Genomic DNA, 15313 nt, shown 5'->3' with positions numbered 1-15313 from the left:
TCTGCCATAAGCGGATATATGCATATGACTGCTAGAGGAGGCTATTACGATGATAAAGTTTGGTACCGGTGGTTGGAGAGCAGTAATTGGAGAAGATTTTACAAAAGCAAATATTCAAAAGCTTTCCAAAGGTATTGCAATGAAAATGAAAGATGAAGGAGTTACAGACAAGGGAATTGTCCTTGGGTATGATAGAAGATTCCTTTCTAAAGAAGCTATGAAATGGGCAGGAGAGGTATTTGCCGCAGAAGATATTAAGGCGTATCTGATTAACCGGTCCTCACCAACTCCATTAATTATGTATTATGTTATGAAATATGAAATGCCTTACGGAATGATGGTAACGGCAAGCCACAATCCGGCAATTTATAATGGAATCAAAGTATTTACTTCCGGTGGCAGGGATGCAGATGAATTTCAGACAAAAGAGATAGAAAATTATCTTTCTGATACTGATGATGAAAATGTAAGTGCCATGCATTATGATAAAGCTTTGAATGCCGGACTGATTTATGAAATAAATCCATTAAATGAATACATTGACAGTATTATTAAGAAAATTGATATGCAGGCTATCAGAAATAAAGGACTTAGAATTGCATTGGATCCTATGTATGGTGTCAGTGAAACCTCCTTAAAAACAATTTTGCTGACGGCCAGGTGTGATGTTGCTACCATCCATGACAGACATGACACCCTGTTTGGCGGAAAGCTTCCCTCGCCTTCCGCCAGTACTCTAAAAAGTTTGCAAAATTATGTAATGGACTATCACTGCGATATTGGAATAGCAACAGACGGAGATGCAGACCGAATTGGAGTAATTGATGATACAGGTAAATTTCTTCATCCCAATGATATTTTAGTACTCCTTTATTATTATCTTGTAAAATATAAAGGCTGGCATGGAGCAGTGGTAAGAAATATTGCCACTACCCATCTGCTTGATAAGGTTGCGGAAAGCTTTGGAGAAAAAGGATATGAAGTTCCGGTTGGATTTAAACATATTTCAGCTAAAATGAATGAAACCAATGCGGTAATCGGAGGAGAGTCCTCAGGGGGACTTACAGTTCGCGGCCATATTAAAGGAAAAGACGGTGTTTATGCAGCTATGCTTTTAGTTGAAATGATCGCTGTTGTAGGTAAAAAGCTCTCTGAGATAGTAAAAGATATCGAAGCGGAATACGGACGATATTACATGGAAGAAAAGGATTACCATTTTGATGAAGAAAAGAAGGAGGAAATTTATCAAATCCTGTTAATTGATAAGCTGATTCCGGATATTCCATTTGAAATATCAAAGATTTCCTACTTAGATGGCTGTAAGATATACTTTAGCAATGGAGGGTGGATTGTAATCCGGTTCTCCGGCACAGAACCGCTTCTTAGAATGTTTTGTGAAATGCCTGAAGATGATGAAGCAAAACAGGTGTGTAATATATTTGAAGAATTCCTTAAGATTTAAAAGGAATATACATGTGTCCCTTTCCTATATTTTAACCTTCGTCAAATAATTTAAAAAAATTATTAAGATTATTGTATAAGTACATAGAAAATTTCATAAAAATATGGTAAAATAAAGAAAACCATAGAAGGCTGCTGTAGCTTTAAGAGTTCTCATATAGACGATCCTTATGATTCAGCAGCCTCTTTTTATAATCTTACATATTACGTTTAGGGGTGGAAATATGCTATTGGAGGAACATAAAGAAAGTATAAGAAAAGAAATAAAGGATGCGGCAAAAAGTGAAAGTGCAGCTATGAAAGATAATGAAGAGATGAATGGCAAAATAAAAAGTGTAAAGAAAAGGGTATCCTTACGAAGAAGACTGCTCTTTTTTGTTGTAATTATATGGATGCTGCCCGTCTTAATTATGTATATGTTTATGACCATTTCCTATCGTAACAACATAATTGAAAAAACCATTACCATAATGGAAGAGAACTTGAAGAATTTTACTTATTTCAGTGCTCAAAAAATAGATGAGGCAATTGGCATATCCAAAAAAATTTCCTACGAAAAGGTTATTGAAAACGCATGGAAAGAATATAAGGCAGGAAATATAAAGAAATCAGACTTATACCGTCAGATAACAGGCAATTTAAAAAGCAGATTTTACATAGATAATCGGTTTGTAATGTCTGTATTCTATCTAAGCGATGAACCTGATAAAATTTATTATACTTCAAGAGAAAATGTAGAAAATACTTATAAAGAAAATGTGGCTGAAGCTGCCCATGCCATAACAAGTCAGGACACTTCCGATGCCCATGTCCGCGTTATTGACGGAAAGATTTATATTATTCGTAATTTATATACAACTACCAAATACACAAAGTTTGGTACACTGGTCCTTGAGTTGAATAAGAATAAGCTTATTGATGGAATCAACTTAAATAAAGACTATGAAATGGGCTTTTTTGTTAATGATACAAACTCTATGATATCCTACAATAAGGGGCTTAAGGAGGATAGCAGGGCAGGTATCCTGGATAAGTTATCAAATATATATTCTCCAAAAATAAACAGAAAAGTTCTTCAAGAAAATGACAATCCATTTGTTGGATTATTATATCAGCAGAAATACGATGATTTTCACTTTGGAGCAGCTCTTATTGCTAATAAGAATGTAATCTTCTCGGAAATATATAATCTTTATACCATTATGCTTTTTATTATGTTAATCATTATTCCCATATTTATTTATATGATATATTTTATTGCCCATCATATCACAAAACCAATGAGCAGAATGATTGAAGCGGCAAACAAAATCGAACAGGGCGGAATCGGTATGCAGATTGAAAGTAATATCATGCCTAATCTGGAGTTTGATGTGTTGCAGGATGCCTTTAATCATATGTCTTCGGAGATAAAGTATTTATTTGACTATGCCTATAATGAAAAAATAGCTAGAAGGGATGCAAAAATCAAGGCATTACAGTCCCAGATTAATCCCCATTTTCTAAATAATACTTTGGAGATGATGAACTGGCAGGCGAGAATGGCAGGAGATGTTACGGTATCAAAGATGATAGAAGCCCTGGGAACACTTCTTAATTACTCCATGGATCGTTCCAACAGGAAGATGATCAATCTGGCAGAAGAATTAAGATGCGTGGAGGCTTACCTTTATATTGTATCCATGCGTTTTGGCAAGAGGTTGAAAGTGGAAAAGGAAGTGGATGAAAACTTATTACAGATTAAAGTTCCTCAGCTGATACTACAACCTTTAATTGAGAATGCAGTGGTTCACGGTGTTGAAACTGTAAAAAGCGGAACTATCCAGATTAAGATTTATCAGGATAAAGAAAATAACCATGTTATTTTACAGATTATAAATACTGGTAAAGAAATGACGGAAGAAGACATAGAAAAAGTAGAATATTTATTGAATGGAATGAGAAACCAGAACCCAGGTGAAAAACCAAATCATGAATCCCTTGGAATTCAGAACGTAAATGAAAGGATTAAACTCATTTACGGTGAAGAATATGGACTTAGTATAGAACCGGTGGGAGAAGGAGAAACGGCATCAACTATAACCATACCTTTCGTTGAAAACTAAGCTGGTTTTACCTTATCCTGGAATATTATATCCAGTTATCCTATCTGAAAAGTATAAAAATAAATTAATAATGAATAAAAAAATTACAATATATACAAAGTAAAAAATGCATATAAAATTAAAGTCAGCAAGAATATACAAAAAATATCAAGTTGAACTAAAGATTTTTATCACTTATATTTGTATAATAATAGTAAGGGGGATTTTTATGAGGAAATCAAAAAGACTGGTTTATCTTGTACTAACGGTAGTTTTTATGATGTCTCTTTTAGCTTCCTGTAAAAAAATAAAAGTAGAAGAAACAGTAGAGAATAAACAAGAAACAAAGGAAAATGAAAGTAAACTGGAAACAAAAACGGAAAGCGATAAACCCAATCCGGTAACTTTAAGAACGGCTTCCTTTTATGGTGGAACAGATACGAATGCTCCTAATTATCAGGAATTTAATAAGAAATTCATGAATGAATATCCTTATATAACAATAGAAGATGATTCACAGGTTTCCGATCAGGATTGGAAGACAAGAATAGCAGCAGATTTTGCTGTAGGTAATGAACCGGATGTTATACTATTCTTTACGGATGCCAATGCTTCTGATGTTCTTGCTGCTGATAAATTCGTTACCATCGATGAAATCAAAGCAGTATATCCTGACTATGCAAAAGATACTCTTCCAGATGCGTTAGAAGGAGCAACTAACCCGGATGGTGTACGAAGAGCAGTACCAACTACTGGTTTCTGGGAAGGTTTATTCTGTAACAAAGACTTATTTGATAAATATAATCTTGAACTTCCAACAGATTGGAATAAGATGTTGAAAGCAATCGAAACCTTTAAAGAGAATAATGTTATTCCAATTGCTGTATCTTTAAATAATGTTCCTCATTATTGGATCGAGTACTTAATACTTTCTGCAGCAGGTCCGGAAGGCTATGCTACCGTGCCGGAAAGTGTTCCTGAGGATTGGATTAAAGGTTTGGAAATGTTTAAGACATTAAGAGATTTAGGGGCATTTCCCGCAGATACAGACGCTATTGATAATGACTTTGCACGTGAATTATTTAAGAATAAGCAAGCAGCCATGCAGCTTGAGGGTTCGTGGTATGCTGGTGGAATTCCGGATCAGGATAATACAGTGTTAGTATCCTTCCCAACTATTCCTGGCGGAAAAGCAAAACCAGGAGCTTTGGTAGCGGGTATATCATCAGGATTCTATATTACTAAAAAGGCATGGAACGATCCTGATAAGAGAGATGCAGCAGTAAAATTTGTTACGATGCATACCGGTAGTGAGGCCGTGCAAAAATATTGGAATGGAAACGGTCGGGCTGCCGTAAAGGTTGAACCTCCTGGGGATATGACACCACTTGGTATTTCCGGATTGAATTTCAGTAGTGCAGCAACCAGTATTTCTGCTGCAACTGATGCAAGAATCTCGCAAGAGGCTTATAATACATTAGTTGCTGGTATTGTAGATGTCTCGACCGGAGCTAGAACTCCTGCGGATTTGATAGAAGAAGTATTAAGAGTTAATAGTAAAAAATAAATTTATACAGTAAAAGGATGGGAGCTAGTTAACAGTTTAAAATAATTGAGGGATGGTGTATGTATAAAGTTGTAATTATTGATGATGAACCGATTATTGTGGAAGGAATATCCCGTATGATTTCATGGGAACAATATAATTGTACGGTTGTGGCAACTGCCAATGATGGCAATGAAGGAGGGGAAGTTATTCGCAAATACAAGCCCCACATTGTTATCACGGATATTGCAATGCCAGACATGGATGGGTTAACCATGATAGCAGGTATAAAATCCGAATTTTCGAATCTGGAAATAAGTATTCTGACAGGATATCGCAAATTTGAATATGCAAGGCAGGCAATTAATCTGGGTGTATCCAGGTTTTTGTTAAAGCCTTCTTCTATGGAGGAGATTGAAGAAGCAATTAAGACCATGGTTAATAGCCTGAAATCACATAATATCTTACCAGATAGTGAGGATAATGAGGGTACCCAAAATACCCGATTAGATAGCGAGGCAAATAATTTTATTGTCAATAACGCAATTAAATACATAGAACAGAATTATGCTCACAAGATTACATTATCTGAGGTGGCTGAAAAAACATATGTCAGCCAATGGCATTTAAGTAAACTTTTGAACCGGAACCTGGGACAGAATTTCTCTGAGATTTTAAATAATATTAGAATCCGGGAAGCTATAGAATTGCTGCGGGATCCGTCTCTTAGAATCGGAGATATATCTGAAAAAGTAGGTTTTGTAGATCTGACCCATTTTTCAAGAATATTCAAGAAAAAGATGGGCATATCTGCAAATGAATACCGTAATACGATTTTGGAAAGTTCTGATATTAAAAAAACTTCTTATAAAAAAGGTTAACAAAACGGCGGTTTTGATATATTTCAAAGCCGCCGCTTTCGATTAAAAAAGGGGTGCAAATATTCTTAGAATAGAACTTGCAAAGCGTTTAAAACAGTTCTTATATTTACTTTTCTCGTAATAAATAAGTTTACTTTCTTCTATAGCCTTAAGAAAGTCCGTTTTCATATCCATAATACAGTCTGATTTATACATCCATACTCCACATTCATAATGAAGATATAAACTGCGGTAATCTAAATTAATAGTACCTACAACACCGTAGATATCATCTACTATAATGTTTTTGGCATGAATAAAGCCTGGGGTAAATTCATAGATTTTAACTCCGGCTTCCATAAGCACAGGGTAGAAAGAGCAAGTCATCATAAAAACTAACTTTTTATCCGGAATATAAGGAGTAATAATTCGAACATCTACACCGCTTTTAGCGGCATTACGCAAGGCGGTTACCATCTCGCTGTCTATTATAAGGTAAGGAGCCGTAATATAGATATAATCTGTGGCTTTATTAATAAGATTAAGATATACGGTTTCTCCTACTCCTTCGTAATCCAGAGGAGTATCGTCATAGGGTTGAACGAATCCGGCAGGATTATCCTCTATGGAAAGAGGAGTAATTTTGTGGAATTTGGAAGCATCCTCTGTTGTGTCATCTAAATAATCCCAGGTAGATAAGAACATAACAGTGAAATTCCAAACCGCATCACCTTTTGCACGAATAACAGAATCCTTCCAATAACCATATTTAGTAATAACATTTATATATTCATCAGAAAGATTAAACCCTCCGGTGAAGGCTGCTTCGCCATCAACTAATATTATTTTACGGTGGTCTCTATTAGTACTCTCTGTAGAAAAAAGTGAGCTGGAGGAATTAAAAACATGACATTTTATCCCCAGGGATCTTAATTCTTTATCATAATGAGCTGGCAGCGTAAATAGAGAGCCTACTTCATCATATATAATTCGTACATCTACCCCCTCCTTTGCCTTTTGAATAAGAATATCCAGTATGTTATTCCAAAATACCCCTTCTTTTATAATAAAGAATTCTATAAAAATGAATTCTTTGGCTGATTTTAAGGTATTTATAATGTCATTATAAGAAGCCTCACCGGAAGGATAATAAGTGCAGGAACTATTTTTATATATGGGACACATAGACTTATTCTTAATATAATTTGCCTGACGGTAAGCCTGGCTGTCTATCTCTTTTAACTCTGAAAGGATCGTATCATTTCCCTGTGAGAGATCAGAGTGCATCTTAGAATATATGGAATTTAGTTTTGTCTGCATTCTTTTACCGGTTAGTTTTCCACCGTAAAGAATATAAATCAATATTCCAAAGATAGGAAAGAGGAAAATAGTAACTAACCAGGCAATTACAAATGCCGGATTCATACGCTTATTCATAATCCAAAGCATAGCAGCAAGACTGATAATGAAATTGACTATATAATATAACGAAAAATATTGGTTGTATTTAATAAGCATTACAAAGAAAAGAAACACTTGCATTGAAATTGCGATAAAAGGAATCAGTACTTTACTGAATATAAATTTTATTTTTTTCAAAATTGCTTCACTCCATTCCGGCTTATATCCTAAAGTTTAGGTTTTGATAGAATTACTAAATTATAGTATTAGCATAATTTTAACAAAAATACGCTGTTTCAACTGGGTAATAAAATAAGGAGCGATTCTTATAAGAGAAGCATATAGTCATTATACACAATAAAGCTATATTTTTCGTTATCAAACTTGTGAAAAAAATATCATTCGTTGCAATCTCATATTCCTATTTGTATAATAAAAACAAATGCATGTTATGATGCGAAGGAGGAAGGTACAATGGGTGTAAAGATGGCTGGATACACATTGGAACAAGGTAGTTCCAAGAAACAAATAGATGAGATCTTAGAAAAGTTCAGACGTAAGTTAGAGGCATATCCAATAGGAGTTTGTCCTTTAATAGTACAAATGTCATTACTACATACATCAAAAAACCAGACCTGTGGTAAATGTGTTCCCTGCCGTGATGGGCTGCCCCGGCTGGAAGAATTATTGCAACTGGTTTTAGACGGAGAAGGAACAAAAGATACTTTGGAGGAAATGAAAAATTTAGCAGAGTATATTAGGGATAATTCTGATTGTGCTATCGGTTATGAGACTGCAGGAGATATGCTGGAGGGTATGGAAGTATTTTATGACGAGTATGTAAGTCATATAGAGGATAACAGCTGCCAAAAAGGAACAGAACAGAAGCTGCCTTGTGTAGCTCTATGTCCGGCCCATGTAGATATACCCGGCTACATTGCCCTGATTGGTGAAAAGGATTATGCAGGAGCTATCCATCTAATTCGTAAAGATAATCCATTTCCCACTGCCTGTGCCATGATTTGTGAACATCCCTGCGAAGAACGATGCAGACGAAGCCTCATTGACAGTCCCCTAAATATACGAGGTCTAAAGAAATTTGCTGTAGACCAGGTGGCGGCAGATACCGTACCTTTACCCCAAAGTAATGTAATAACAGGTAAAAAGGTTGCTGTTGTGGGAGGCGGTCCAAGTGGACTAACCGCAGCATATTTCTTATCACTTATGGGGCATAAAGCAGTGATATTTGAAGAGAATGAAAAACTTGGGGGAATGTTAAGGTATGGAATACCCAATTATAGATTTCCCAAAGAACGTTTGGATGAAGATATAAAGGCTATACTATCCGCCGGTAATATTGATGTAATCTATAATAGCCCTGTAGGAAGAGGCATTTCCATAGAAGATATCAATAAAGAATACGATGCCCTATACGTTGCTATTGGTGCCCAAACCGGAAAGAACCTGAGAATAAAAGGAGCCAATTGTGGTAATGTAACATCAGCAGTGGATATGCTTCGAGAAATTGGTTATGGAAATTATCCGGATTATTCCGGCAAAAGGGTAGTGGTAATTGGAGGGGGAAATGTGGCAATGGACTGTGCCAGAAGTGCCCTTCGCTGTAAAGCAGCAGAAGTTACCGTAGTATATCGAAGACGGCAGGAGGATATGACTGCTTTAGCCAGTGAAATAGAAGGTGCTGTTATGGAAGGTGTTGAATTAACTACTTTACAGGCACCTCTTAAGATAGAGGCTGATAAGAACGGCAATTGTACAGCTCTTTGGACACAGCCTCAAAGGATTGGAACATATGATAAGGAAGGACGGCCCCGCCCTGTAGATGCTAAGAAAGAACCGGAACGAATTCCATGCGATGTAATATTAATAGCAGTTGGCCAGGATATTATAAGTGAACCTTTTCAAGGCTTGGGAATGCCCACAGAACGTAAGTGCTTTATTACTACACCAGAAGGTGCTGTAAAAGAAGTAGAAGGAGTGTTCTCAGGAGGAGACTGTGTTACCGGTCCTTCCACTGTTATAAAGGCAGTTGCGGCAGGTAAAGTTGCAGCCTTTAGTATTGATGAATACTTGGGCTATCACCATAAAATGAATCTTGGAATTAAGGTGCCGGATGCAAATCCCAATATCCGAATTCCAACGGGACGTGTAAATATAACAGAAAGAAAGCCAAGTATTCGTAAACATGATTTTCTACATGTAGAGAATGAAATGTCTTATGAGGAAGCCATGCAGGAAGTATCCAGATGTTTACGGTGTGATCATTATGGATGTGGTGTACTGGAAGGAGGCAGAGACTAACATGGTGAATATAGTAATAGACGGGAAGAATATTCAGGCTAAGGAGGGGAGCACCCTTTTGGAATCTGCGGCTTTGGCAGGAATTAAGATACCTACCTTATGCTATCTGGAAGAAGTCAGTAATGTAGGTTCTTGCAGACTTTGTGTAGTAGAAGTAGAGGGAATGGAACAATTAATTACTTCCTGTAATACCCCTGTAAGAGAAGGCATGGTAGTTCATACAAGAAGTAAAAAAGTAATAAAGTCAAGAAAAATGACCTTAGATTTGATTTTATCCAATCATAGAACCAATTGCTTTTCCTGCCCTAAGAATGGAGATTGTGGTCTGCAAAGTTACTGTAAAGAATATGGAATAGAAAAAACTTCTTACGAAGGCAGCAGAAGTAAAATCAAAAAGGAAATTCGTCGTTCCCATCCCTTTCTATCCTACGATCCAAGTCTTTGCATCCATTGTCAAAGGTGTATTAATACCTGTTCTAAAACAGTAGGAAGAGAAGCCATAACCTCTGGAAAAAATGGAATGTTCACCGTTATTGATGCACCTTTTGGAGAGGACTGGAAGAATACGATCTGCGAATCCTGTGGCAATTGTGCACAGGCCTGTCCTACCGGAGCATTAACAGAGAGAAGAAGAAAGAAGTACCAGCCCTGGGAAGTAAGTAAGGTTTTAACCACCTGCCCTCATTGCGGTACAGGATGTCAATTTTATCTAGTGGTAAAAGACAATAAAATCGTTGATGTGGAAGGGGCTAATGGTCCTGCCAACAGAGGAAGATTATGTGTAAAAGGACGTTCCGGCTCCTTTGATTTTATACATTCCAAGGAGAGATTAAGATATCCATTAATAAAAAATAAAAAAACTGGTGAATTCCAAAGGGCGACCTGGGAGGAAGCTTTGGACCTAGTTGCATCCAAATTCATGGAATTAAAGAAACAATATGGTCCAGATTCCTTAGCTGGCTTTGCATGTTCACGTTCCCCGAATGAAGATATTTACATGATGCAAAAGATGGTAAGAACCTGTTTTGGTACCAATAATGTGGATAATTGTGCCCGTGTATGCCATTCCGCATCTGTAGCCGGTCTTGCTATGACTCTAGGTTCCGGTGCTATGACTAACCCTATTCATGATATTACTCAGGATGTGGATTGCATCTTACTTATTGGCTCCAATCCAGAGGAAGCCCATCCTGTTGTGGGTATGCAGATTCGTAAGGCAGTTGCAGAGGGCGCAAGGCTTATTGTAGTAGATCCCCGTGATATTGGTTTGTCAAAACAAGCAGACATTCATTTGAAATTAAAACCGGGGACCAATGTGGCATTTGCAAATGGTATGTTACATGTAATTTTGTCTGAAGGATTAGAAGATAAAGAATTCATTAAAGAACGTACGGAAGGTTATGAGGTTCTTGCTGAATTAGTAAAAGATTATACACCGGAAAGAGTAGCAGAAATTTGTCATATCCATCCGGAACAATTGAGAGAAGCAGCAAGAATGTACGCTGCAGCAAAGAAAGCGCCAATTATATATTGTTTAGGGGTAACGGAACACTCCACAGGTACAGAAGGTGTTATGTCCATTTCCAATTTAGCTATGGCGGTGGGCAAACTGGGAAAACCAGGTTGTGGTGTTAATCCTCTACGTGGGCAAAACAACGTACAGGGTGCCTGTGATATGGGTGCTATGCCGGGAGATTTCCCGGGATATCAAAAGGTTAAGAATCCGGAAGTAATGGAAAAATTCGAAAGAGCCTGGGGAGTTCCTTTAAATCACAAGCAGGGAACCCATGCAACGGATGTATTTCCGGCAGCAGTGGAAGGTAGAATCAAGGGACTTTATATCTTTGGAGAAGACCCGGTTGTTTCCGACCCCGATACTCATCATGTAATAAAAGCGTTGGAAAGCCTTGACTTCTTAGTAGTACAGGAATTATTTATGACGGAAACTGCCAAGTATGCAGATGTGGTACTTCCCGGTGTCAGCTACGCAGAAAAAGAAGGGACCTTCACCAATACAGAGAGAAGAGTACAAAGGGTTCGCAAGGCAGTAACCTTAGAAGGTGAGATGCGTTTGGACGGGGACATATTTATGGATTTAATGAACCGGATGGGATATTGTCAGCCTTATTTAACAGCATCTGAAATTATGGAGGAAATTGCTTCCATAACTCCAAGTTTTGCAGGCATCAGTCATGAAAGGCTGGATGCAGGAGAGAGCTTGCAGTGGCCCTGTACCGGAAAAAGTCATTCAGGTACTCCTATTATGCATGTTGGAAAGTTCTCAAGGGGTCTGGGTTGGTTTTTCCCGGCAGAATACAGGCCATCCGCAGAATTACCAGATGATGAATATCCAATTATTATGATGACGGGACGTATCTTAGCACACTATAATGGGAGAGCCATGACCAGCAGAACTCCGGGATTAAATGAAATAGAAGGAAAGTCCTTTATTGAAATGAATGAACAGGATGCATTAAAATTGGGCATTCAAAATGGAGACAGGGTAAAAGTATCCTCCCGCAGGGGCATAATTGAATCTACAGCAAGAGTTGGTGTAAAAGTATCTCAGGGGGAAAGCTGGATGCCATTTCATTTTCAAGATGGTAATGCAAACTGGTTAACCAATGCTGCTTTGGATGAATATGCCCGAATACCGGAGTATAAGGTGTGTGCAATAAAAATTGAGAAGATGTAGATGGGGAATAAATATGGAGATAAGTGTAGGAATTCTTGCAGGTGGAAAAAGTACTCGTATGGGAACAAATAAAGCATTTCTCCCATTTAAACAAACCTCCTTTATAGAAAGCATTGCAAAAGAATGTAAAGATTTCTCCAAGATCATTCTTTCAGTCAATGATTTAGAAGCCTATAAAAATATTGGTTATGAATTAGTACGGGATGAAAAAGAGGGATTCGGGCCTTTAGAAGGGGTTTATCAGATTCTAAAAAAAGCGGATACAGAATTTGCTCTAATACTGGCTGCAGATATGCCATATGTTAATAGAATTTTCTTAAATAAGTTCTGTAGTTGTTTGGATAATCCTGAACTGCTAAAGAATGGGAAGGGAGAAATGCCATACTGTATTGTCTTATGTGCTGATAATATGCTGGAGCCCTTATGCAGTTTATATGCCAGAAAGGCTTTACCCTACATAGAACAAATGAGGGAAAGGGAGGAGCATAAACTAAGGATATTGTATGAACGGGTATATACCAAGTATATAGATATTGAAGATTTAGGATATACAAAACAGATTATAACCAATATTAATACACAGGAGGAATATAAAAAAATCATAGACATAAATTAGAAAAGCAAAAGGTAATTCTTATATAATCTATAATCTGTGCAAATTACGTATTAAAAAATAATAGTTTTCTTTCTAAAAACAAAGCCATCTCTATTACCCCATAGTAAGAGATGGTTTTGCTTGTTAGTTTACATAAAGACGAAATTGCAAATAAGTAAAGCCTGCTGCTTATACTTCATGAATTAATATTTCTTTATTATATTTCATCTCCATAAAATCTCCATAAAACAAAGATATACTTTACTAAAATGTATTAATGAAAGAAAGGAAACTTACCATGTCTAATAATAAGAAAACCAATCAGCCTAAGAAAAAAAATACAAATCCGCTGTTAATAGCAGCAATAGCGGTAGGTGTGGTGGCTATTGCCATTGTACTTTTAGTTCCTGAAAAGAAAACTATACTTCCCGATAATGCACCTAATTCAACGAATGCCTCTAATTCATCAGATACTTCCAATACTTCAGCTGACACTTCCGACTTGGCAGATTCCACCGTTGTCTCCAGTGAGAATGCGATTCCGGCAGTTTTTAACGAAGATGGAGATGTAGTCATTCAAACAGCAGACATCTCAGAAACAGCTACTTTTTATACCATGGACGTAGAAGGAACTACAATGGGACTCTTTGCTCTAAAAGCTTCTGACGGAACAATACGAACCGCATTCGATACCTGTCAGATCTGTAACGGGAGCCCCTATGCCTTTTTCACTCAACAGGGAGATAAATTCCAATGCCAGAACTGCGGTAACATCTATAGCGCGGAAATGATTGAACAAGAACGTGGAGGATGTAATCCGGTTCCAATTATGGCAGATGAAAAAACACAGACAGACACAGAAATTACCATACCTTTAAAACTGATAAAAGATAATGCTGAAAGATTTGCAAACTGGAAGAAATTTTAATGAAAGAAAATAAAAGTTTAACTATTTCGGGTATGAGCTGTGCCCACTGTGAGCTGACAATTGAGAATGGGCTATCGAAGCTAACTGGCATGGAGAATATAAATGCCAGTTATAGCAAAGGAAAAGTATCTTTCACCTATGACAGTGAAGCTGTAAGTTTGGATGAAATTAAGAACATAATTAATAAGCTGGGTTACAAGGTGGTAGAGGAAAACAAAGTTGTAAAAGGAAATAAAGATGCAAAAGAAAGTAAAGCAGAAATAGAAAAAATATCCCATAATTCGCAATCTCAATCTCTTTATATATTAATTATACTAATTGGTGGTTACATTATTTTAAAACGTTTGGGACTATTAAACTTTACAAATTTTTTCCCTAGGATTCAAAGCAACATGGGATTTGGCATGATGTTTGTTATCGGTTTACTAACCTCCTTGCATTGTATAGCCATGTGTGGCGGTATTAATTTAGCCCAAAGTGCAAATGCATCTAAAAAAGGTGCATCTGCCATATACCCTAACCTCCTGTATAATATGGGGCGTATCATTTCGTATACTGTAATAGGCGGTATTGTAGGTGCATTGGGTTCCGTTATTAGTCTTGGGGGCGGATTTCGTGGTGCAGTAGCAATATTTGCAGGTGTATTCATGATGATAATGGGACTTAACATGATGAATGTATTTCCTTCTTTAAGAAGATTTACTATTAAGATGCCAAAATTCCTTGGAAGAAAAATAGGTAAGAAGAAGGAAGAAAGTCATTCCTCCTTTTATATCGGACTTTTAAATGGACTTATGCCCTGCGGGCCATTGCAAAGTATGCAATTATTTGCACTATCCACCGGAAGCTTTTTCTATGGCGCATTATCCATGTTCCTGTTCAGTTTAGGAACCGTTCCTCTTATGTTTGGACTAGGAGCATTAAGCAGTAAACTAAATAAGAAATTCACGGATAAAATGATGTCCATTTGTGCTGTTTTAGTTGTTGTTTTAGGAATTGGAATGTTAAGCAACGGGCTGGCATTATCCGGTGTGGCATTACCGTTTCAAAATAGCGGTGGTGAGGCTGCAGCTTCACAGATAAAAGACGGTGTTCAAACCATAATCACTCCTCTGGATTTTGGTACATATCCTCAGATAACCGTAAAAAAAGGTATTCCGGTTAAGTGGATAATTCAAGCAGAAAAAGGCAAAATTAATGGATGTAATAATGAATTTATTATACCAAAGTACGGTCTTGAAATAAAACTTCATGAAGGAGAGAATCTAATCGAATTTACTCCTACGGAAGCTGGCCAGATAGGCTATAGCTGTTGGATGGGTATGATACGAAGCACCATAACAGTGGTAGAATAAATTTTTGTATAATTGGCTCACTTGAAGTGAATTTCTGATTCACATCAGGTGAGCTTCCACTTGTAGGTT

10 protein-coding genes are annotated in these 15313 nt (G+C 37.0%); 9 read left to right on the top strand and 1 reads right to left on the bottom strand.

The window, feature by feature from the left end; all coding sequences use genetic code 11:
- The first annotated feature begins 49 nt into the window (after positions 1-49).
- The 4 genes from RT261_RS08960 (at position 50) to RT261_RS08945 (ending at position 5972) form a co-directional block, all read left to right on the top strand.
- The gene (locus tag RT261_RS08960; RefSeq protein WP_313131935.1) at positions 50-1462 is read left to right on the top strand and encodes a phosphoglucomutase/phosphomannomutase family protein; all 1413 of its coding nucleotides are present in this window, start codon (positions 50-52) and stop codon (positions 1460-1462) included.
- A gap of 169 nt (positions 1463-1631) precedes the next feature.
- Positions 1632-3566 (top strand): sensor histidine kinase, encoded by a 1935-nt coding sequence (locus tag RT261_RS08955; protein ID WP_313131934.1) that lies wholly within the window; start codon positions 1632-1634, stop codon positions 3564-3566.
- Between the two features lie 208 nt (positions 3567-3774).
- Complete coding sequence (locus tag RT261_RS08950) at positions 3775-5112, top strand: ABC transporter substrate-binding protein (RefSeq protein ID WP_313131932.1); 1338 nt, start codon at positions 3775-3777, stop codon at positions 5110-5112.
- A 59-nt stretch (positions 5113-5171) separates the two neighbouring features.
- Complete coding sequence (locus tag RT261_RS08945; protein ID WP_313131931.1) at positions 5172-5972, top strand: response regulator transcription factor; 801 nt, start codon at positions 5172-5174, stop codon at positions 5970-5972.
- A 42-nt stretch (positions 5973-6014) separates the two neighbouring features.
- Here the strand turns inward: RT261_RS08945 and cls are convergent, their stop codons facing one another.
- Positions 6015-7550, bottom strand: coding sequence for a cardiolipin synthase (gene cls / locus RT261_RS08940; protein ID WP_313131930.1), 1536 nt, complete (start codon positions 7548-7550; stop codon positions 6015-6017).
- Positions 7551-7826: 276 nt separating this feature from the next.
- Between cls and RT261_RS08935 the strand changes: the two genes are divergently transcribed.
- The 5 genes from RT261_RS08935 (at position 7827) to RT261_RS08915 (ending at position 15244) form a co-directional block, all read left to right on the top strand.
- Positions 7827-9671 (top strand): NAD(P)-binding protein, encoded by a 1845-nt coding sequence (locus RT261_RS08935; RefSeq protein WP_313131929.1) that lies wholly within the window; start codon positions 7827-7829, stop codon positions 9669-9671.
- 1 nt (position 9672) lies between these two features.
- Positions 9673-12366, top strand: coding sequence for a formate dehydrogenase subunit alpha (fdhF, locus tag RT261_RS08930; protein WP_313131928.1), 2694 nt, complete (start codon positions 9673-9675; stop codon positions 12364-12366).
- Between the two features lie 13 nt (positions 12367-12379).
- A complete protein-coding gene (mobA, locus tag RT261_RS08925; RefSeq protein ID WP_313131927.1) occupies positions 12380-12982 on the top strand; it encodes a molybdenum cofactor guanylyltransferase in 603 nt (200 codons plus the stop codon).
- Between the two features lie 277 nt (positions 12983-13259).
- Positions 13260-13889: a DUF2318 domain-containing protein gene (locus RT261_RS08920; protein WP_313131926.1), complete on the top strand. Its 630-nt coding sequence runs from the start codon at positions 13260-13262 to the stop codon at positions 13887-13889.
- Positions 13889-15244 (top strand): urease accessory protein UreH domain-containing protein, encoded by a 1356-nt coding sequence (locus RT261_RS08915; RefSeq protein WP_313131925.1) that lies wholly within the window; start codon positions 13889-13891, stop codon positions 15242-15244. The genes RT261_RS08920 and RT261_RS08915 overlap by 1 nt, the downstream gene beginning before the upstream one ends.
- Positions 15245-15313 lie beyond the last annotated feature (69 nt).

It is taken from the genome of Anaerocolumna sp. (genome assembly GCF_032079385.1).
Classification (GTDB): domain Bacteria; phylum Bacillota; class Clostridia; order Lachnospirales; family Lachnospiraceae; genus Anaerocolumna.
Note: the sequence above shows the minus strand (reverse complement) of the source record. Positions and strands in the feature narration are given on the sequence as shown.

Excerpts from the sequence above, each read along its gene's own strand:
- RT261_RS08960 (WP_313131935.1), top strand. The coding sequence starts at position 50 with ATGATAAAGTTTGGTACCGGTGGTTGGAGAGCAGTAATTGGAGAAGAT.
- RT261_RS08955 (WP_313131934.1), top strand. The coding sequence starts at position 1,632 with ATGATTCAGCAGCCTCTTTTTATAATCTTACATATTACGTTTAGGGGT.
- RT261_RS08950 (WP_313131932.1), top strand. The coding sequence starts at position 3,775 with ATGAGGAAATCAAAAAGACTGGTTTATCTTGTACTAACGGTAGTTTTT.
- RT261_RS08945 (WP_313131931.1), top strand. The coding sequence starts at position 5,172 with ATGTATAAAGTTGTAATTATTGATGATGAACCGATTATTGTGGAAGGA.
- RT261_RS08935 (WP_313131929.1), top strand. The coding sequence starts at position 7,827 with ATGGGTGTAAAGATGGCTGGATACACATTGGAACAAGGTAGTTCCAAG.
- fdhF (WP_313131928.1), top strand. The coding sequence starts at position 9,673 with ATGGTGAATATAGTAATAGACGGGAAGAATATTCAGGCTAAGGAGGGG.
- mobA (WP_313131927.1), top strand. The coding sequence starts at position 12,380 with ATGGAGATAAGTGTAGGAATTCTTGCAGGTGGAAAAAGTACTCGTATG.
- RT261_RS08920 (WP_313131926.1), top strand. The coding sequence starts at position 13,260 with ATGTCTAATAATAAGAAAACCAATCAGCCTAAGAAAAAAAATACAAAT.
- RT261_RS08915 (WP_313131925.1), top strand. The coding sequence starts at position 13,889 with ATGAAAGAAAATAAAAGTTTAACTATTTCGGGTATGAGCTGTGCCCAC.